Annotated in this window: 17 protein-coding genes and 1 pseudogene; 12 read left to right on the forward strand and 6 right to left on the reverse strand. The window is 71.1% G+C overall.

Annotated elements, in window-relative coordinates; all coding sequences use genetic code 11:
* Positions 1-11 precede the first annotated feature (11 nt).
* The 3 genes from ACYQ77_RS01825 to menE are packed head-to-tail and all read right to left on the reverse strand — an operon-like array spanning position 12 to position 2,700.
* Complete coding sequence (locus ACYQ77_RS01825) at positions 12-1,199, reverse strand: hypothetical protein (RefSeq protein WP_459706721.1); 1,188 nt, start codon at positions 1,197-1,199, stop codon at positions 12-14.
* Between the two features lie 45 nt (positions 1,200-1,244).
* Complete coding sequence (locus ACYQ77_RS01830) at positions 1,245-1,562, reverse strand: DUF6191 domain-containing protein (RefSeq protein ID WP_459706722.1); 318 nt, start codon at positions 1,560-1,562, stop codon at positions 1,245-1,247.
* A gap of 25 nt (positions 1,563-1,587) precedes the next feature.
* Positions 1,588-2,700: an o-succinylbenzoate--CoA ligase gene (menE, locus tag ACYQ77_RS01835; protein WP_459706724.1), complete on the reverse strand. Its 1,113-nt coding sequence runs from the start codon at positions 2,698-2,700 to the stop codon at positions 1,588-1,590.
* Positions 2,701-2,738: 38 nt separating this feature from the next.
* Here menE and ACYQ77_RS01840 point away from each other — a divergent pair, with 38 nt between their 5' ends.
* Complete coding sequence (locus ACYQ77_RS01840; RefSeq protein ID WP_459706726.1) at positions 2,739-3,623, forward strand: arylamine N-acetyltransferase family protein; 885 nt, start codon at positions 2,739-2,741, stop codon at positions 3,621-3,623.
* Here ACYQ77_RS01840 and ACYQ77_RS01845 read toward each other — a convergent pair.
* Positions 3,617-4,540, reverse strand: coding sequence for a 1,4-dihydroxy-2-naphthoyl-CoA synthase (locus tag ACYQ77_RS01845; protein ID WP_459706728.1), 924 nt, complete (start codon positions 4,538-4,540; stop codon positions 3,617-3,619). The genes ACYQ77_RS01840 and ACYQ77_RS01845 overlap by 7 nt on opposite strands.
* Before the next feature lie 51 nt (positions 4,541-4,591).
* On the opposite strand from ACYQ77_RS01845, the gene ACYQ77_RS01850 reads away from it, so the two are divergent.
* From ACYQ77_RS01850 to ACYQ77_RS01870, 5 genes and pseudogenes are all read left to right on the forward strand, one after another.
* Positions 4,592-5,758 (forward strand): hypothetical protein, encoded by a 1,167-nt coding sequence (locus ACYQ77_RS01850; RefSeq protein ID WP_459706730.1) that lies wholly within the window; start codon positions 4,592-4,594, stop codon positions 5,756-5,758.
* Between the two features lie 28 nt (positions 5,759-5,786).
* The gene (gene menD / locus ACYQ77_RS01855; RefSeq protein ID WP_459706732.1) at positions 5,787-7,472 is read left to right on the forward strand and encodes a 2-succinyl-5-enolpyruvyl-6-hydroxy-3-cyclohexene-1-carboxylic-acid synthase; all 1,686 of its coding nucleotides are present in this window, start codon (positions 5,787-5,789) and stop codon (positions 7,470-7,472) included.
* Positions 7,473-7,962: 490 nt separating this feature from the next.
* Positions 7,963-8,355: pseudogene (locus ACYQ77_RS01860) on the forward strand (transposase); the annotation flags it as partial.
* Positions 8,356-8,681: 326 nt separating this feature from the next.
* Positions 8,682-8,864 (forward strand): DUF397 domain-containing protein, encoded by a 183-nt coding sequence (locus ACYQ77_RS01865; RefSeq protein WP_459706733.1) that lies wholly within the window; start codon positions 8,682-8,684, stop codon positions 8,862-8,864.
* On the forward strand, positions 8,861-9,712 hold the full coding sequence (locus ACYQ77_RS01870) for an aldo/keto reductase (RefSeq protein ID WP_459706735.1): 852 nt from the start codon (positions 8,861-8,863) through the stop codon (positions 9,710-9,712). The genes ACYQ77_RS01865 and ACYQ77_RS01870 overlap by 4 nt, the downstream gene beginning before the upstream one ends.
* Before the next feature lie 19 nt (positions 9,713-9,731).
* On the opposite strand, the gene add is transcribed toward ACYQ77_RS01870, so the two are convergent.
* Complete coding sequence (gene add, locus ACYQ77_RS01875; RefSeq protein WP_459706736.1) at positions 9,732-10,706, reverse strand: adenosine deaminase; 975 nt, start codon at positions 10,704-10,706, stop codon at positions 9,732-9,734.
* A 98-nt stretch (positions 10,707-10,804) separates the two neighbouring features.
* Positions 10,805-13,186, reverse strand: a complete 2,382-nt coding sequence (locus ACYQ77_RS01880) for an immune inhibitor A domain-containing protein (protein ID WP_459706738.1) — start codon at positions 13,184-13,186, stop codon at positions 10,805-10,807.
* Between the two features lie 219 nt (positions 13,187-13,405).
* Here ACYQ77_RS01880 and ACYQ77_RS01885 point away from each other — a divergent pair, with 219 nt between their 5' ends.
* The 6 genes from ACYQ77_RS01885 (at position 13,406) to paaE (ending at position 18,003) form a co-directional block, all read left to right on the forward strand.
* Positions 13,406-13,834, forward strand: a complete 429-nt coding sequence (locus ACYQ77_RS01885; protein WP_459706740.1) for a DUF3592 domain-containing protein — start codon at positions 13,406-13,408, stop codon at positions 13,832-13,834.
* 41 nt (positions 13,835-13,875) lie between these two features.
* Positions 13,876-14,802 (forward strand): 1,2-phenylacetyl-CoA epoxidase subunit PaaA, encoded by a 927-nt coding sequence (gene paaA, locus ACYQ77_RS01890; RefSeq protein WP_459706742.1) that lies wholly within the window; start codon positions 13,876-13,878, stop codon positions 14,800-14,802.
* Positions 14,799-15,086, forward strand: a complete 288-nt coding sequence (paaB, locus tag ACYQ77_RS01895; RefSeq protein ID WP_459706744.1) for a 1,2-phenylacetyl-CoA epoxidase subunit PaaB — start codon at positions 14,799-14,801, stop codon at positions 15,084-15,086. The genes paaA and paaB overlap by 4 nt, the downstream gene beginning before the upstream one ends.
* 73 nt (positions 15,087-15,159) lie before the next feature.
* On the forward strand, positions 15,160-16,050 hold the full coding sequence (gene paaC / locus ACYQ77_RS01900; RefSeq protein ID WP_459706746.1) for a 1,2-phenylacetyl-CoA epoxidase subunit PaaC: 891 nt from the start codon (positions 15,160-15,162) through the stop codon (positions 16,048-16,050).
* 393 nt (positions 16,051-16,443) lie between these two features.
* Complete coding sequence (gene paaD / locus ACYQ77_RS01905; RefSeq protein WP_459706748.1) at positions 16,444-16,947, forward strand: 1,2-phenylacetyl-CoA epoxidase subunit PaaD; 504 nt, start codon at positions 16,444-16,446, stop codon at positions 16,945-16,947.
* Complete coding sequence (gene paaE, locus ACYQ77_RS01910; RefSeq protein ID WP_459706750.1) at positions 16,948-18,003, forward strand: 1,2-phenylacetyl-CoA epoxidase subunit PaaE; 1,056 nt, start codon at positions 16,948-16,950, stop codon at positions 18,001-18,003. It begins immediately after the preceding gene.
* The last annotated feature ends 5 nt before the right edge of the window (positions 18,004-18,008 follow it).

Below are 18,008 nucleotides of genomic sequence, written 5' to 3' on the forward strand. Positions count from 1 at the left end.
GCCCCATCTAACTAGCAGGGCGGTACGGCCTTTCCGCCGGACGTGGTGGCCACGTAGGCCGCTGACACGAACATGCCCTTGGCGAGCCGGTACCACACGTTCGTGGTGCCCTGCGTGCCCTTGACCTGTTCGCCTGCCACGGAGCACTCGATCCGCACCTGCGCGTGCTTCGCCGCGAGCCCGACGTTCGGCAGGTCGCTGTTCGGCGCGGGCCGCACGTTCAACGCCGGGCCGGGCGTCTGCACGAACCCGTGCGGGTGCGAGCCGGTCCACTGGTAGGTCACGGTGACCCACGCGTTGTTCTCGAGCTTCAACCCGTCCCAGAACGTGCCGTCGGCCAGGTCGATGCCCGCCGGGTTCTTCACCGTCCGTCCGAACTGGTCCTTTCCGCCGTTGTAACCGTCCTCGTAGGCCGCCTGCGACGCGGGCTTGCCCTGTGGCAGGTCCGCCCACTGCTGCCGCACCCCGGGCGCGGCCCAGTAGTCGTCCCGCGTGTTCCAGGGCCCGACGTCCCACGTCGGCGCCCACTCACACCGGCCGTTGGCCGCGCACACCCGGACGCTGTACTCGCCGGACCCCTTGGCGGACAGCCCCCGCCGCGAGGGCAGTGCCACGAAGTGGTCCCGCTTGACGATCTTGTGCCCGTTGGCCGTGGTGTGACCGACCAGCCCCTCCCGTGTCGCGTACACCCGGTACGACGCGCCGGCCGGGGTCGCGGGCGCCCGTTGCCCCGCCACCGGTGTGACCGTCAGCGCGTCCACCGACGGCGACGGCACCCCGTCCGGCGCGCTGAGCACGACCCGGACCTCGACGTCCTTCGCCGCCACCGGCAGCACCCCCGGCGCGCCCGGCCGGATCTCGGCCCACTCGGTCCACCGCCCGTCCGTCCTGCCCCGGACGTCGACCGCGACCTCGGCACCGTCCGGCACGGTGCTGTCCACCGTGGCGGTGAACGCGCCGGCCGGCGCGGCGAGCGTGTGCGGGTAGACGGCCATGCCGGTTCGTGTCGCCGTGCCGGCACTGGCCGCGCGGTTGTCGTCCGACCCGAGCCGCACCGGGCCGGTCGCGACGTTCGTGCTGCCCGTGCCGGGCCGGTCGAGGTCGACCTGCCAGCCGGTGGCCGCGGCGGACGCGGTGGGGACGCCGAGGAGCGAGCCGGTGAGCACAGTGCTGACCAGCAGGTAACGGCTCAGCTTCATGCAGAGCAGCCAAGACGCACCTCGGTGATCTCGCAACCGGAAGGATCACTGACCAGGTAATCGGTCCCGCAGCACGATCCGGTTGCCGTCCAGGTCGACCTCCATCGCGGGCGGCGCCCCGTCGTCCTCGTCCTGCCGCATCATCAGCGAGTGGTTCCGCTGGTCGAGCTCGTGCCGCTTGCCGGCGCCCATGAAGGCGTCGAGCTCCTCGAACCCGGCGGCCGAGACCGGTGTGCCCGCGCGCTTGCGGCGCCACGGGAGCCAGCTTCGGTTGCCTGCCCACAGCCCGAACCGCTCGAGGGCAGCCACCAGCACGAGCAGGAACACCAGCCCGGGTAGTGACATGGCCCACAGGACTCCCATGCCCGCTCAACGTGGCGCCCGGCCGTCAAGTTCCGCGAAGCAGGTCCTTTACCCCGTTCCGGTCGACCTTGCCCGGTCCTCGCAACGGAAGGTGATCGGTGAACCGGACGAGCTTCGGCGCCGCGGGACCGCCGAGCCGTTCGCGCACGGCCGCGCGCAACGCGCTGACCTCGGGTGGGTTGGCGGGATCGGCGGGCACGACGGCCGCGGCGACGAGCTGCCCCCACTCCTCGCTGGGCAGGTCGACGACACACGCCTCGGCGACACCCGGCTGGGCGGTGAGCACGTCCTCGACCGCGGCGGGTGCCACCTTCACACCACCGGTGTTGATCATGAAGTCGGCGCGGCCGAGCACGGCGAGGGTGCCGTCCGGCCGCAGCTCGCCCAGGTCGGTGGTCCGGAACCAGCCGTCGGCGAACGCCTCGGCCGTCGCCATCGGGTCCAGCCGGTACCCGCTCGCGAGCACGGGCCCGGCCAGGTGGATCACGCCGTCGGCGAGCCGCACCCGCACGCCGTCCAGTGGCCTGCCGTCGTAGACGCAGCCGCCGGCGGTCTCCGACATGCCGTAGGTCGTGCTGACCGCCACCCCGGCCGCGCGTGCGCGCGCGAGCAGCGGCTCCGGCGTGGCGGCGCCGCCGAGCAGGACGGCGTCGAACGTCCGCAGCGCGTCGAGCCCGGCGGGGTCGTCGAGCAGGCGGAGCAGCTGCGTGGGCACGAGCGAGGTGTAGCGGCGCGGCCCGGTCATCGCGGCCACGGCGTCGGCAAACGTTTGCGTCCCGCGGACGACCGGGGTCCGGCCCGCCAGCAGCGACCGCACGATGACCTGGACACCCGCGATGTGGTGGGCCGGCAACGTCAGCAGCCACTGCCCGGGGCCGCCGAGCCGGGCGTGCGTGGCGGTCGCGGACGCCGTCAGCGCGGCGGCCGACAGCTCCACGCCCTTGGCCGCGCCGGTCGAGCCGGACGTCGCGACGACGACGGCCGTCCCGGCAAGAACCGGTTTTTCCGGCTTCATGGCAGCACGCAGGCGCGGCGCCTGTGGATCGGTGGCCGACAACGGCAAAACCGCAGGTCCGCCGTCCAGCGCGGCGGCGAGCGCGGTCACGATCGCGGAGTTGTCCACAGGCGTCAGCAACACGATCGAAATTGTCGGACACCGCACATAAGCTCCGCGCCATGACTTCGACCAGGCCACCCGTCGACCGCCCGCTCAGGGACGCGTACCTGCGCAGGCTGGGCTTCGACGCGCCGCCACCGCCCACCGCGGCCACGCTGTTCGCGGTGCACAGGGCGCAGGTGGAGCGCGTGCCGTACGAGTCGGTGTGGGTCTGGCTGGGAGAGCGCCGGACCATCGAACCGCTCGACTCCGTCCGTTACGTGACCAGCGGCCGCGGCGGCTACTGCTACCACCAGAACGGTGCGATGGCGACGCTGCTCGGCTGGCTGGGCTTCCGCGTGCACTGGCACGTCGGCGGCGTGCAGGGCCACCCGGACGCGAAGGCGAACGTGGACGGCAACCACCTGGCCCTGACCGTCTCCGGCCTGCCGACCGACGACAACCCCGGTGGCGAGTGGTTCGCCGACGCCGGTCTCGGCGACGGGCCGCACGAGCCCATGCCCCTGCGCGCGGGCACGTACACCCAGGGCCCGCACACCTACGGCTTACGCCCGTCGGAGGTCGCGCCGGGTGGGTGGCGGTTCGACGCCGACCCGTCCATGTCTTTGCACGGCATGGACTTCCTGCCCGGCGAGGCGGCGCCGGCCGACCTCACGGCCGAGCACGAGCGCCTCCAGTCGGCCCCCGACTCCAGTTTCGTGCGCACCCTGGTGGCGTTCCGCCGCGACGCGGACGGCGTCGACTTCTTACGCGGCCTCGTCCTCAAGCGCCTCGATGCCACCGGGGAGACCAGCCGGGAGCTGACCACGGCCCCCGACTGGCACTCCTGCCTCGCCGACCTGTTCGGCCTCCATATGTCCGATGTGGACAACCAGAGAAAGACGTTGTTGTGGAACAGAGTCACGGCAGCCCACGAGAAGTGGCTCGCCGGTTCACGTCAGTAGTAGTACGGAAAGCGCGACCAGTCGGGCGCGCGCTTCTCCAGGAACGAGTCGCGGCCCTCGACCGCTTCGTCGGTCATGTACGCGAGGCGTGTCGTCTCGCCCGCGAAAAGCTGCTGCCCGACCAGCCCGTCGTCGATCAGGTTGAAGGCGTACTTCAGCATCCGCTGCGCCGTCGGCGACTTGCCGTTGATCTCCTTCGCCCATTCCAGCGCCGTCGCCTCCAGCTCGGCGTGCGGCACGACCGCGTTGACGGCGCCCATCCGGTGCATGTCCTCGGCGGTGTAGGTGCGGCCGAGGAAGAAGATCTCCCGCGCGAACTTCTGGCCGACCTGCCTGGCGAGGTAGGCGGAGCCGAACCCGCCGTCGAAGCTGCCGACGTCGGCGTCGGTCTGCTTGAACCGGGCGTGTTCCTCGCTCGCGAGCGTCAGGTCGCACGTGACGTGCAGGCTGTGCCCGCCACCGGCCGCCCAGCCGGGCACGACCGCGATCACGACCTTCGGCATGAACCGGATGAGCCGCTGGCACTCGAGGATGTGCAGCCGTCCCGCCCGCGCTGGGTCGACCGTCTCCGCCGTCTCGCCGGACGCGTACTGGTACCCCGTGCGCCCGCGGATCCGCTGGTCGCCGCCCGAGCAGAACGCCCAGCCACCGTCGCGGGGGGACGGACCGTTGCCGGTCAGCAGCACACACCCCACGTCGGACGACATCCTGGCGTGGTCGAGCGCGCGGTAGAGCTCGTCGACCGTGTGGGGCCGGAACGCGTTGCGCACCTCCGGCCGGTCGAACGCGATCCGCACGGCCCCGGTCGAGACGGCCCGGTGGTAGGTGATGTCGGTGAAGTCGAAGCCCTCGACGACCTGCCAGGCGGTCGGGTCGAACAGCTCGGACACGGTCGGGGTAGCCACGCGCCCGAGCATATGGGTGGTCAGAAATCGCGGTCCCTCGGACCGCCGTGCCAAGCTGAGGTCATGCCGGATGTCGAGGCCGTCGTCGAGGAGCTCGCGGCCCGTGACGACGCCGGGCTGGTGGTCGCCGCCTGCTGGTACGAGGCCTCGCACGACCGCCCGAACTACCTCATGTCGCAGTTCGACGTGCAGAACTTCCTCTGGCTGACGCTGCCGCAGCTGGTCCGCGACCCGCCGGACGACCTCCACCCGATGCCGCACTGGCACGCGGTGGTCGAGGAGGCCGCCTGGTTCTTCGAGCGGCTCGACCAGCCCCGCTACGCGGCCCTGTGCCGCTGTGCCCGGACGCGGGAGATCCTGGAGGCCGCGCACGACCCGATGCTCGGGTTCGAGCTGTACGCGCAGGCCACCTACGAGTCGGGTCTCATGCCGCCACCCGGCCTGCACATCACGTGGCTGGACCGGCCGGGCCCACGCGAGGAGGCCCTGTACGACGCGATCACCCGGGCGCTCGAGCGCGCGATCGCGTCCGGGGAGCTGGACCCCTGTGACGAACCGGGCAGGCTGGCGGTGGCGGTCGGCGTGCTCGACCAGCCGCCGGACGGGCACACGGAGACCATGCACGCGCTGATGCTGGCCGAGCGCATGGCCCGGCTGCACCACCTGAGCGGCAGCCAGACCGTGCGCGAGCTGCTGGTCAGGGTGGGGCCGGACGTGGCGAAACCCGCGGAGCTGACCCCTGAGCTCCTGCTCACCGGCACACGGCCGCTCGCGCAGGTGGTGCACGCGGGCGACGGGCCCCCGCACATGACGGCGCTGGCGGAGAAGTTCGGGCTGCTCGACGGGAACGGCGAGCGCACGGACGACGGCGAGCTGGCGCTCCGGCAGCCGGTCCTGCTGTTCGAGGCGGTCGTGAACGGCATCGCGGCGCCGGAGGACCGGGTGGCGCGGCAGGTGGCGCTGCCCCTGCTGGCCATGCTGGTGCTCGCGAGCTCGGTCGACGTCGACATGCTGATGGACCGCCTCGGCGTGGTGTTCTTCGAGACGGGCGCGCACGACCGCCCGGCGCCGAGCGATACCGTGCGGGAGGTGGCCGGTGAGCTGCTGGCCGACATGCACACGGCGGGCGTGCTGACCGCACCGGGCGAGCACCAGCGCCTGACCGACTACGGCAGGCGGGTGGCCCTGACCGCGATCCGGGCACGGGCGATGCGAGGAGTGGACGAATGAGCGTGCGACTCGTGGGGGTGGGTGGCGCGTGAACCCGTCCACCGCCCAGGCCACGGTCATCGTCGACGAGCTGGTCCGCAACGACGTGCGGCACGTGGTGGTCTGTCCCGGCTCACGCAACGCGGCCATCGCGATGGCGCTGCACGAGGCGGCCGAGGCGGGCAGGCTGACCATGCACGTCCGGATCGACGAGCGGTCCGCGGGCTTCCTCGCACTGGGGCTCAGCAAGGCGAGCGGACGGCCGGCGGCGGTCGCCTGCACGTCCGGCACGGCGGTCGCCAACCTGCACCCGGCCGTGCTGGAGGCCTACCACTCGGGCGTCGGCATGCTGCTGCTCACCGCCGACCGGCCGCCGGAGCTGCACGGCACCGGCGCGAACCAGACCATCGACCAGCGCGGCCTGTTCGGCCCGGCCGCGCTGGCGGTCGAGTTCCCCGTCGCGGAGCGGCGCGGCGGGCAGAACCAGGTGTGGCGCGGTCTTGTCTGCCGGGCGGTCGCGCAGGCCGAGGCGGGCAGGCCGGTGCAGGTCAACATGCCGTTCCGGGAGCCGTTGGTGCCCACCTTCGAGCCGCGCTGGCCAGAGCCGCTCGACGGCAGGCCGGACGGGTTGCGCTGGACCACCTCCGCCGCGCCGGTCACGATGGCGGGCAGCCGCGTCGACTTCCCGTTACCCGCGAAGACGTTGGTGGTCTTCGGCAGCGGCCGGGACGACCGGGCACGTGCCGCCGCGGCGGTCGCGGCCAGCGCGGGCTGGCCTGCCGTGGCGGAGCCCGTCGGCCAAGCGGCCGCGCTCGCTGGTGGCGCGAGCGTGCTGCGCTGCGGCGCGCTGCTCCTCGCGGCGGGCGAGCTGCCGGAGTCGTTGCGCCCGGACGCGGTCGTCGTGGTCGGCAGGCCCACGTTGTCGCGCGGCGTGCGCGGGCTGATGGGCCGGGCGCCGGTGTACGGCATCGGCGACCATCCACAGTGGACCGACCCGCAGTACGTGGCCACGCACGTCCGCGGCTGGCTCGACCTCGACGACATGTCCCGTGTGGACGGCATCGACCCGGACTGGTTACCCGCGTGGCGGCACGCGGACGCCGCGGCGGCCACCGCGGTGGAAAAGCTGCTCGGCGAACAGGAATGGCCCACCGGGCTGCGGATCGCGGCCGAGGTGGTGGACGCGCTGCCGTCCGGCGCGGCGCTGTTCCTCGGCTCGTCCAACCCGGTGCGGGACGTGGACCTGGTCGCCGAACCGAGGTCGGACGTGGCGATCCACGCCAACCGCGGGGTGGCGGGCATCGACGGCAACGTGTCCACGGCCGCGGGCATGGCGCTGGCGACCGACCGGCCCGCGTACGCGCTGGTCGGTGACCTGACGCTGCTGCACGACCTCAACGGCCTGCTGGTGGGGCCGCCGGAGCAGCGCCCGGACCTGACGATCGTCGTGCACAACGACGACGGCGGCGGCATCTTCACGCTGCTGGAACAGGGCGCGGCGGAGTACCAGCCGACGTTCGAGCGGGTCTTCGGCACCCCGCACGGCGCCGACCTGGCATCGCTGTGCCGCGGCTACCACGTGGACCACACCAGCGCGACGACCCCGGACGAGTTACGCCGGGCCCTCGCCCCCGCGCGAGGGCTACGCGTCGTGGAGGTGCGGTCCAACCGCGCCCTGCTCCGCGACCTGCACGCCCGCCTCCGCGCCACGGTGGCGAACGCCGCGCTGCGCTAGGGCCTTACCCGAAGTCGTTCACAGCCATGAGTTGATTGCGTCGACGTGGCCGATGGCTTCGTAACGGACAGCGACTTCGTCGAACCGGTAGCCACCACTCGGTAGGGCCCGAGTCGTTGATGCCGCACTCGACGGCGTGACGTTGCTTGTAGGTCTCGCGGGCGGTGTTGGTGGTGGGGTGTCGGGTGAGACGGGTCGGCGGTGGTTCGCGCAGGCTGGCGGGTGATCGATAACGCGCCCCGCGCCGGTTGAGTGGCCGGTTCCTGTCGTGGTTGAGCGGGAGGAGATCTCCCGCGGTCTGGTCGACGGGTGTTCGTGTCAGGAGATCGGGCAGGAGTTGGGGCCGGTCGGCATCCACGGTCTGCCGTGAAGTAGCCGGTAACCCCGGCGGGGAGGAGTACCGGGCGGTCCAGGCCGATCTGGCTGCCCGGGTGCGGCGCGGCGCCCGAAACCGGCGAAGCTGGCTGTTATGTCCAAGCCCGTGACGGGGCTGCGTTGTGAGCTGGCTGCTTGCCTGCGGTCCGGCCACCCCGGGATCCCCGACATGATCCACATCAGTGAACGCCCGGCCGATGCCGGGGACCGGGCGGTGCCCGGCCACTGGGAAGGTGACCTGATCTTCGGGAAGGCGAACCGGTCCGCGATCGGTACCCGGGTGGCGCGCTCCACCCGGTTCGTGGTGCTACTTCTGCGACCCGCACTCACCCTGGCAGCGCGGCTCGAACGAGAACACCCAACGGACTGCTCCGCCAGTACTTCCCCAAGACACCGACCTGAAGATCCACACCGCCGAGCACCGGGACACGATCGCCGCCGAACTCAACGGCAGACCCCGCCACCCCTCGGCTGGCTCACCCCAACCCCATCACTCAACCGCGTACTCACCGGACAATCCCCCGTCGCAACCACAACGTGGAACCGCCGTTGCTTTGATCCTCGTCTGCGCGGGTGGTCGCGTCGACCACCTGCCGCCCGCACCACAACCGCGGCCGACCCGATCGCGCAGGCCGAGGCAAGGACAGCAATGCCCGCTGCGCGTCGGTCAGGTCGAGCCGCCTCGTCACCGCCAGGGTGTCCGCGAGTGCTCGCCGTCCGGCGCACCAAGACGCGTGCTCGGACGAGCACCCGGTTGGGCGTTCTTCGTCACACGCGGGGGAACGCCGGTGCGGCTATGGTGGTACGCCCAGTCCGCCTGCCGGAGGAGTACGGATGACCGCACCGGATTCGTCGAAGCACGTGTGGCGCAGGAGCAGCCGCAGCGGCGCCAGCGGGGCCTGCGTCGAGGTGGCGTCCATCGAAGGCGTGCTCGCGATGGTGCGGGACTCGAAGGACCCGGCGGGGCCGGTGCTGTCGTTCCCGGCCGCTGCGTGGGTGACGTTCCTGCCTCGATGAGCACCTGGCTCCTCGGGGACCGGGTCGTCAACCGCGTCGGCTTCGGGGCCATGCGGCTGCCGCAGACCGGGCCCGCGTTCGAGCCCGGCAGCCCGCCGCGCGACCGCGGTCAGGCGATCATCGTGCTGCGGAAGGCGATCGAGCTCGGGGTCAACCACATCGACACGGCGGCGTTCTACTTCTCGTCGCTGCGGTCGGCCAACGAGCTGATCAACTCCGCGCTGTCGCCGTACCCGGACGACCTGGTCATCGCGACCAAGGTCGGGCCGAGCCGCGACCCGTCCGGGGCGTGGCGGCCACCGGCGCGGCCCGCTGACCTGCGCGGGCAGGTGGAGGAGAACCTCCGCCAGCTCGGGCGGGACCACCTCGACCTCGTGTACCTGCGGGCCGAGGGGCCGGGGGACGTCACCGACCGGTTCGCCGCGCTCGCGGAACTGCGGCAGGCCGGGCTGATCCGGCACCTGGGCATCTCCGCCGTGGGGCTGGCACAGCTCGCGCAGGCGCAGGCGGTGGCACCGGTGGTGGCCGTGCAGAACTCGTACAGCCTCGGTTACCGCGCACAGCAGGACGCGTTCATCCGGTTGTGCGGCGAGCAAGGCGTGGCGTTCGTGCCGTTCTTCTCCATCGCGGGCGCGAACCGGGAGACGGGCGGCGGCACCGACGCGCCGGTTCGTCTCGCGTGGACACTCGCACGCGGTCCGCACGTGCTCGTCATCCCGGGCACCGGGGACCCGGCGCACCTCGCGGAGAACGTCGCCGCGGGTGAGCTGCGGCTGTCCGAGGAGGAACTGGTCCGGCTCGACGAGCTGCACCGCACCGCCGGCGCACAAGGGCACTTCCGCGCGTAGCGTGCTGCCGGGGTGTGTGTCACAGGGCCGCCAGGCGGTCCAGCACCTCCTGCCGCACGGCGGGCGGCGCCCACGACGCCTCGATCGCGTTGCGCTGCAACGTGATCATCTCCTCGCGGCTGAGGTCCAGCTCCTGCTGCACGGTGACGAGGTTCTCCAGCACGTACGCGGTGAAGTACGCGGGGTCGTCGGAGTTCACGGTGACGCGCACGCCCTCGTCGAGCAGCCGCTTCAGCTCGGCCGACTTGGTGCCGTCGGTGACGAACCGGTTCGACACCGGGCACAGGGTGAGCCCGATGCCGCGCCGCTTCACCTCGGCGACGAGCGCGGCGTCCTCGAGGATGTTGACGCCGTGGTCGACGCGGTCGACACCGATGTCCACCACCGCCTGCCGGATGTGCTCGACCGAGTTCTGCTGGTCGACGTCGCAGTGCATGGTGAGCAGGTAGCCCTCCTGCCGGGCCCGCGCGAACACGGCGGCGAACTTCGACGGCGGGTTGTCGCGCTCGTCGGAGTCCAGCCCGACGCCGACGATCCATTCCTTGTACGGCAGCGACTCCAGCAGCGTGGCCATCGCGTACTCGGCCTGGAAGTCACGCAGGAAGCACATGATCAGCTGCGAGTGGAGGCCGAGGATCCTGCGCGCGTCGAGCTGTGCGCGCCGCAGCCCGCGGATCACGGTGTCGAACGGGACGCCCCGGGACGTGTGCCCCTGCGGGTCGAAGAAGATCTCCGCGTAGACCACGCCCTGGGCGGCCGCCTTCTCGAAGTAGGCGTAGGCGAGCTCGTAGAAGTCGGGCTCGTGCACGAGGACCGACATGCCCTCGTAGTAGCCGACGAGGAACGACGTGAGGTCGTGGAAGTCGTAGGCGGGCCGCGGCGGCAGCGAGACCCCGTTGCGCGCGGCGAGCCGGTCCCGCAGCCCGGGCTCCAAGGTGCCCTCGATGTGCAGGTGCAGTTCGCATTTCGGCATCCGCCGGATGAAGTCCTCCATGCCCGGAGCTTAGGCGCGCGCACGAGTGGGTGACGGAGGCGGCGGCAGAAACGGGAAGGGCCCCGCACGCGTCGCGTGCGGGGCCCTTCGCCGGTCACCTACTTCTTGCCGATCCTGATCTTCATGGACGTGCCGTTCATCGAGACGACGCGGATGGTCGTGCCGGTGGCCGGGAGCTTCACGCCCGCGTTGGGCTGCTCGGCGTACCAGAACTTCTTGGTGTCGTCGAACAGCGGCACCGCGGCCTGGCCGCGGATGTAGCTCGGCTTGCCGTTCACGTGCAGCGTGAACGAGTCCGCCTTCTCCAGCGAGAACGGCGCGTCGTAGCCCGCGATCCGCTCACGCCACATGCCGCCCTCGAGGTTGTAGATCGGCGCCGGGTGGGCGTCGACCGGCAGCGCGAGGCCGCCGCCCTGGTGCTGGCTGGTGTTGTTGTCCGAGTAGGACGTGTCCCAGTACCAGACGCCGAGGCCGGTCTCGTACGGGAAGTGCTCCACCCAGTCGGTGTTGGCCGGGTTGACCACGTTGTACGGACCCGTGCGCATGTACTTGTCGTACGACTCGTACGTGCGGTTCGACGCGATGTAGAAGTTGTCGAACATGTGCGTCTCGACCGCCTTCGCGGTGCGGAAGCCGTCGAGCGTCCAGCCGTTGGCGCCCGACTCGGCGCCGTCGGTGAACACCTGCTGGCCGTCCGCGGTGATCGAGATCTGGTCGGCGAAGAAGCCGGCCTCGTAGGTGGCGCCGTCGGTCTTGTAGCGGAACCGCAGCTGCGCCTGCTTGCCCGCGAGCGAGTCGAGCGGCACGTGCATGTCGACCCACTGGTCGTCGGACGTGCCGGTCACCGCGGGCTCACCGCTGGTGCGCGAGAACGGCTGGCCGTTCACCGTGCCGTCCAGCGACTGCCAGGTCGCGCCGCCGTCCGTGGACGCCTGCACGTACAGGTAGTCGAAGTCCAGCTCGATCGCGTACCTGGCCTTGAGGTCGAGCGACGCGCTCGACTTGCCGGTCAGGTCCACCGTGCGGGTCATCGACGTGTCGAGGTCGTCGCCGGTGGTGGAGTACCACATGTTCTCGCCTGCGGCCGGTGCGCCGTACTCGAACTGCACCGCCTTGTCCGGCAGCACCACGACGACCGCCTGCGGCTTCGCCGAGTTGTACTCGTGCGGGCCCAGCTCGAGCGACTTCGTCTGGCCGGAGACCACGACCTCGTAGTCCAGCCAGCCCAGCTGCAGCTTCGACCACGGGTCCATGTCGTTGACCCGCGAGCCCAGCACCTCACCGGGGCCGGACACGCGTTGCTGCGCCATCAGCGACCACCAGTTCACGTGGTTCGAGCCGCCGCTGCCGGAGAAGTCGTACAGGTCCGGGAGGCCGAGGTCGTGGCCGTACTCGTGGCAGAACACGCCGATGCCGCCGTTCTCCGGCTGCATCGTGTAGTCGCCGACCCAGATGCCGGTGTCGCCGATCTCGACGCCACCTTGCAGGTTCCCGTCCGGACCGGACTGGGTGTTCGAGTACGCGAAGCTGCGGTGGCTCCACAGCGCGTCCTCGCCCTGGATCGGGTCGCCGTCGGCCTGGTCGCCGCCGGAGTGCACGATCTGGAAGTGGTCGATGTAGCCGTCGGGCTCGTCGAAGTTGCCGTCGCCGTCGTAGTCGGTGCGGTCCCACACGTCGTACTCGGCCAGCTGGGCCTTGACGTCCGCGGCGGGCACGCCCGCGGCGATCTGGTCGCTGTACCACTGGTTCACGCCGTCGGCGACGAGCGCGTAGGAGTTGCTGCAGACGTTGCCGCCGCACGGGTAGCCGTTGGAGCGGCCGTACCGTGCCTCGTTGTAGCGGACCTTCACCCAGTCGGTGACGAAGCCCTCGACCGAGTACCGGCCGGACGACTGCTTGCTGTAGTAGTTCGCGACCGAGTCCGCACCCGGGTCGGTCGAGAAGTACAGCTCCTGGAAGTGCTCCCGGCTGTAGTCGGGCTGCCAGATCGTGGAGTTGTCCTTGGTGCGGTCCGGCTCGGGGATCTCGTTGTGCAGCGGGCCGTCGAACTTGACCGGGCCCGGCACGTTGGCGTTGGTGTCCTGGTCCGGGTAGTTCGGGTGGCGCTCGTTGCCGAACTCGGCGAGGACGACGAAGATTTTGTCCGTTTTTTCCCGGCTCAGCTCGACGTACTGGTCGACGTGGTCCGCGGTCCGCCGGTTCTTGGTCTTCGGCGCGGCTTTCTCGCCCATCTTGACGACGGTGCTGGAGCCGCGTTTCTGCGCCTTCTTCGCACCGCTGAGCACGTCGGAAAGCGCTTCCTGGCGCAGCGCGCGACGCTTTTCCTCAGCGGGGCTCGGCAGGTCGTCGACAGGCGCGGCGACCGATTTCGCATTGGTGTCCGCCGGTGGCGCCGCCTGCGCGGTCGGTCCGAGTGCCGTCAGCCCGGCCGCCACCACCGCGGCGCTCGTCAGGCCGACGAGAATTCTCCGTTGCAACACTTCCTCCAGGATTGGCTCAGCGCTGGTCACCCGATGGAGTGGCCTAGCGCGCAGCGAGATATTACGGACCGCGAATATCTTTTGGACCCGACGAAAGGAGTAATCCAAAAGGAGTAAGCAGTCCGGGTTGGGCCAGGTGGTCGAAGGCAACGGTCCGAGACGGCTATCACTCCGACGCCATGCCGCCGAACGGGTGACCCCGCGAGCTAGGCTCAGCCCGTGACCCAGGTGACGGACGGGCGGAAGCCGCTGGTGCGGCGGTGGGCCTCGCGCGGCCTGCTGGCGCTCGGCGCGATCGTCACGTTCCTGTGCGTCGTGCTCGTGGTCGCCGCGTGGACCGAGGACATCTCGATCGACGGCAACCTCGGCAAGGTCAACGCCGAGGTCGTCGCCGACGACTTCTCCCGCACCCTGATCCGCTTCTACACGCCGGACGGTGCGGAGCACGTCCCGCAGGTCGGCGTGCTGTACCCCGCCGGCCTGAAGGTCGGCGACGTCGTCGAGGTCGAGTACAACCAGGAGAACCCCGAGCTGGTCCGCGTCGCGGGCCGCGGCGCCGTGGTCACGCTGCTGCCGGTCGGGCTCACGCTGCTGGTCGTGTGGGCCGTGGTGATCCCGGCGGTGTGGTGGCTCCGCCGCCGTTTGTAACACTTCTCCTCATTCGGCGCGTCCGCGTGTAACATCGGGTCGTGGATGAGGACGACTTCACGCGCCTGGTCGAGGCCGAGCAGCGGGTCGAGCCGAGGGACTGGATGCCCGACGGTTACCGCCGCACGCTCATCCGCCAGATCGCCCAGCACGCGCACTCCGAGATCATCGGCATGCAGCCGGAGGCCAACTGGATCAGCCGGGCGCCGTCACTGCGCCGCAAGGCGATCCTGCTGGCCAAGGTGCAGGACGAGGCCGGGCACGGCCTGTACCTGTACGCGGCGACCGAGACACTCGGCGCCGACCGCGCGGACCTCACCGAGAAGCTGATCGAGGGCCGCCAGAAGTACTCGTCGATCTTCAACTACCCGACGCTGACGTTCGCGGACGTCGGCGTCATCGGCTGGCTGGTCGACGGCGCCGCCATCTGCAACCAGGTGCCGCTGTGCCGCACGTCGTACGGGCCGTACGCGCGGGCGATGATCCGCGTCTGCAAGGAGGAGTCGTTCCACCAGCGGCAGGGCTACGAGCTGCTGATGACGATGATGAGCGGCACCGAGGCGCAGCGGCGGATGGTGCAGGACGCGGTGAACCGCTGGTGGTGGCCGTCGCTGATGATGTTCGGCCCGCCGGACGCGGAGTCGGCGAACACCGTGCAGTCGATGGCGTGGCGGATCAAGCGGCACACCAACGACGAGCTGCGGCAGAAGTTCGTCGACATGACCGTGCCGCAGGCCGAGGCGCTGGGCGTGACCCTGCCCGACCCCGAGCTGCGCTGGAACCCCGACCGCGGCCACCACGACTTCGGCGAGATCGACTGGGACGAGTTCTGGCGCGTCGTCGGCGGCAACGGGCCGTGCAGCAGGCAGCGCGTCGAGCACCGGCGCAAGGCCCACGAGGACGGTGCGTGGGTGCGGGAGGCCGCGGCGGCGTACGCGGCCAAGCAGAGTCAGGAGGCGGTCGCATGACCAGGTCGTCGTGGCCGCTGTACGAGGTGTTCGTGCGGAGCAAGCGCGGGCTGAACCACGTGCACGTCGGGTCGCTGCACGCGCCGGACCCCGAGATGGCGCTGCGCAACGCGCGTGACCTGTACACGCGGCGCAACGAGGGCGTGTCGATCTGGGTCGTGCCCGCGGCGGCGATCACGGCGTCGTCCCCGGACGAGAAGGACCCGTTCTTCGCGCCCGCCGGCGACAAGGTGTACCGGCACCCGACGTTCTACGCGATTCCCGAGGACGTGCCGCACCTGTGAACGGAGCTTGCGGAGTGAACCATCGAACACAGGGCGACCGCGAGCGGCGACACCGAGCCTGCGAGGGGTCGTCGTGAGTTTCGACAACGCGTACGACGCGATCACTGATTCGGGCGACGACAAGCACTGGGCGTTCGGCACCGGTTTCGACGACCCGCTGTCCGGCGTGGACCGCGCCATTCCGGACGTGGACGCGGAGGCGCTGACGGCGTACTGCCTGATGCTGGCCGACGACGCGTTGATCCTGTCGCAGCGGCTGACCGAGTGGTGCTCGCGCGCGCCGGAGCTGGAGGAGGACGTCGCGCTGTCGAACATCGCGCTCGACCTGCTCGGCCAGGCGCGGCTGCTGCTGACCAGGGCAGGCGAGGTCGAGGGCAGGGGGCGGGACGAGGACGCGCTCGCGTACCTGCGGGACGAGCACGAGTTCCGCAACGTGCGGCTGGTGGAGATCGACTGCGGCCCCGGCCCGGGCGGCGACTTCGCGGTGACGATCGCACGGCTGCTGGTGTTCTCGACGTGGCGGCTGGCGCTGTGCCAGCGGCTGACGGCGTCGGCGGACCCGGTGCTGGCAGCGATCGCGGCGAAGGGCGTCAAGGAGCTGGCGTACCACCGCGACCACGCGGCGCAGTGGACGCTGCGGCTGGCGGGCGGGACGGAGTTCTCGCGGGAGCGCATGGTCGCGGGGCTGGCGAAGGTGTGGCCGCTGGTGGACGAGCTGTTCACGACGCACGCCGTGGAGGAGGCGCTGCCGGGCGTGGCGGTGCCGGCCGGCGACGTGCGGGCCGAGGTGGACGAGGTGCTGGACCAGGTGTTCACGGCCGCGGCACTGGACCGCCCGGACGTGGCACCGATGTCGTCGGTGGCGGGCAGGTCGGGCCGCGACGGCGTCCACACCGAGGCGATGGGCTACCTGCTGGCGGAGATGCAGCACCTGGCCCGCTCGCTCCCGGGAGCGAAGTGGTGAAACCTGCTCGTGCCCGTGGCTGGCGGTGTCCTGAAATGCGCGTTCAGGACGCGGTCGGTGTCTCGAACGGCCTTGGTGTCGTGAACGCGCCTGTCAGGACGTCCCGCGCGTCCACAACGCGCGGTTCAGGACACCCCGGGCCACCAAAGCCCGTGCACAACGCTCGCACGGCGCCGAGTCTTCGCCCGATGTCACGCCTGGGGGAGGAGCGGACGTCCACAACGCGCCTGTCAGGGCACACCGCACCGCCAATGCCCGATGACGGGCCCATGACCAGGGCAAACCCGGCGACAATCGCTCGCGCGCGCACGGTGCCCAACCCCCACCCGATCCCGGGGGCCACCCGCCATGCCAGTCTACCGGGGCCCACCGACAGAAGCGGGTCGGAAGGGGGTGGCTGTGGATAACTCCACCACCTGTGGACAAGCACGTGCCATCGCCGAGCAGGTGCTCGATCCCGAGTTGCCCGTGCTGACGCTCGCCGACCTCGGCGTGCTCCGCGACGTGCGTGAGGACGGCGACCGCGTCACCGTCACCATCACGCCCACCTACTCCGGGTGTCCCGCGCTCGACGAGATGCGTGCCGACCTGCGCCGCGCGCTGGTCGCCGCCGGCTACGGGCGTGTCGAGATCCGCACCGCACTCACCCCCGCCTGGACCACCGACTGGATCAGCGACGACGGCCGTCGCAAGCTCGCCGAGCACGGGATCGCGCCGCCGCAGCGGAAAGCCGGGCCGGTCACGTTGAACCTCACGCCACCGTCGCAGCAGGTGCGCTGTCCCCGCTGCGGGTCGTGGCGCACCACCGAGCTGTCCCGCTTCTCGTCCACCGCGTGCAAGGCCCTGCGCCGCTGCGGGGACTGCCAGGAGCCGTTCGAGCACGTCAAGGAGATCTGAATGGCCCGCCCCGCCTTCCACGAACTGCCGGTCGCCCGCGTCGACCGGTTGTGCGCGGACGCGGTCGCCGTCACCTTCGACGTCCCGCCGCACCTCCGTGACACCTTCGCCTTCAGGCCCGGCCAGTACCTCACGCTGCGCCAGGACGTCGACGGCGTCGAGGAACGCCGCTCGTACTCCATCTGCGCCGCGGCGGGCGCGCCGCCGCGCATCGGGGTCCGCCGCGTCGAGAACGGGCTCTTCTCCGCCCGCATCGTCGACCGGCTCGCGCCCGGGGACACGCTCGAAGTCCTTCCGCCGCAGGGGAAGTTCACGCCCGACGACGTCACCGGGCACCACGCGTTCATCGTCGCGGGCTCGGGGATCACGCCCGCACTGTCCATCATGGACACCGTGCTGACCGCGGGCGGGCACGTGACCCTGTTGTACGGCAACCGCCGCACCGACACCGTGATGTTCGCCGACGAGCTGGCCGACCTCAAGGACCGGTACCCCGGGCGGTTCCAGCTCGTGCACGTCCTGTCCCGCGAACCGCGCGACGTCGAGCTGTTCTCCGGGCGCCTCGACGCCGACCGCCTGCGGCGGCTGCTCGGCACGGTCGTCCCGACGTCCGATGTGGACCACTGGTGGCTGTGCGGTCCCTTCGGCATGCTGCAGGACGCGGACGTCGCGCTCGCCGCCCACGACGTGCCCCGCGCGCGGATCCACCGCGAGCTGTTCTACGTCGACGAGCCGCCGCCGGAGCCCAAGCGCGCCGACGAGTCCACAGTGGAAGGTCCGGTGGCGGAGGTGACCGTCGTGCTCGACGGCCGCGAGACCACGCTGAACCTGCCCGCCGACACCCCGATCCTCGACGCGGCCCAGCGCGTGCGCGCCGACCTGCCGTTCGCGTGCAAGGGCGGCGTCTGCGGCACCTGCCGCGCCAAGGTCACCGCGGGCGAGGTCGAGATGCGCCGCAACTACGCGCTCGAGGAACACGAGGTCGCGGCCGGGTTCGTGCTGACCTGCCAGGCGGTGCCGCTGTCCGCCGAGGTCACCGTCGACTACGACGCCTGACACCG

Source organism: Actinophytocola sp. KF-1 (genome assembly GCF_054661535.1).

What these genes read in the sequence shown, in the direction of transcription:
- ACYQ77_RS01825 (WP_459706721.1), bottom strand. Translation starts at nt 1,199, where the DNA reads ATGAAGCTGAGCCGTTACCTGCTGGTCAGCACTGTGCTCACCGGCTCG.
- ACYQ77_RS01870 (WP_459706735.1), top strand. Translation starts at nt 8,861, where the DNA reads ATGAGCACCTGGCTCCTCGGGGACCGGGTCGTCAACCGCGTCGGCTTC.
- ACYQ77_RS01850 (WP_459706730.1), top strand. Translation starts at nt 4,592, where the DNA reads ATGCCGGATGTCGAGGCCGTCGTCGAGGAGCTCGCGGCCCGTGACGAC.
- add (WP_459706736.1), bottom strand. Translation starts at nt 10,706, where the DNA reads ATGGAGGACTTCATCCGGCGGATGCCGAAATGCGAACTGCACCTGCAC.
- ACYQ77_RS01865 (WP_459706733.1), top strand. Translation starts at nt 8,682, where the DNA reads ATGACCGCACCGGATTCGTCGAAGCACGTGTGGCGCAGGAGCAGCCGC.
- paaB (WP_459706744.1), top strand. Translation starts at nt 14,799, where the DNA reads ATGACCAGGTCGTCGTGGCCGCTGTACGAGGTGTTCGTGCGGAGCAAG.
- ACYQ77_RS01845 (WP_459706728.1), bottom strand. Translation starts at nt 4,540, where the DNA reads ATGCTCGGGCGCGTGGCTACCCCGACCGTGTCCGAGCTGTTCGACCCG.
- ACYQ77_RS01830 (WP_459706722.1), bottom strand. Translation starts at nt 1,562, where the DNA reads ATGGGAGTCCTGTGGGCCATGTCACTACCCGGGCTGGTGTTCCTGCTC.
- paaE (WP_459706750.1), top strand. Translation starts at nt 16,948, where the DNA reads ATGGCCCGCCCCGCCTTCCACGAACTGCCGGTCGCCCGCGTCGACCGG.
- ACYQ77_RS01840 (WP_459706726.1), top strand. Translation starts at nt 2,739, where the DNA reads ATGACTTCGACCAGGCCACCCGTCGACCGCCCGCTCAGGGACGCGTAC.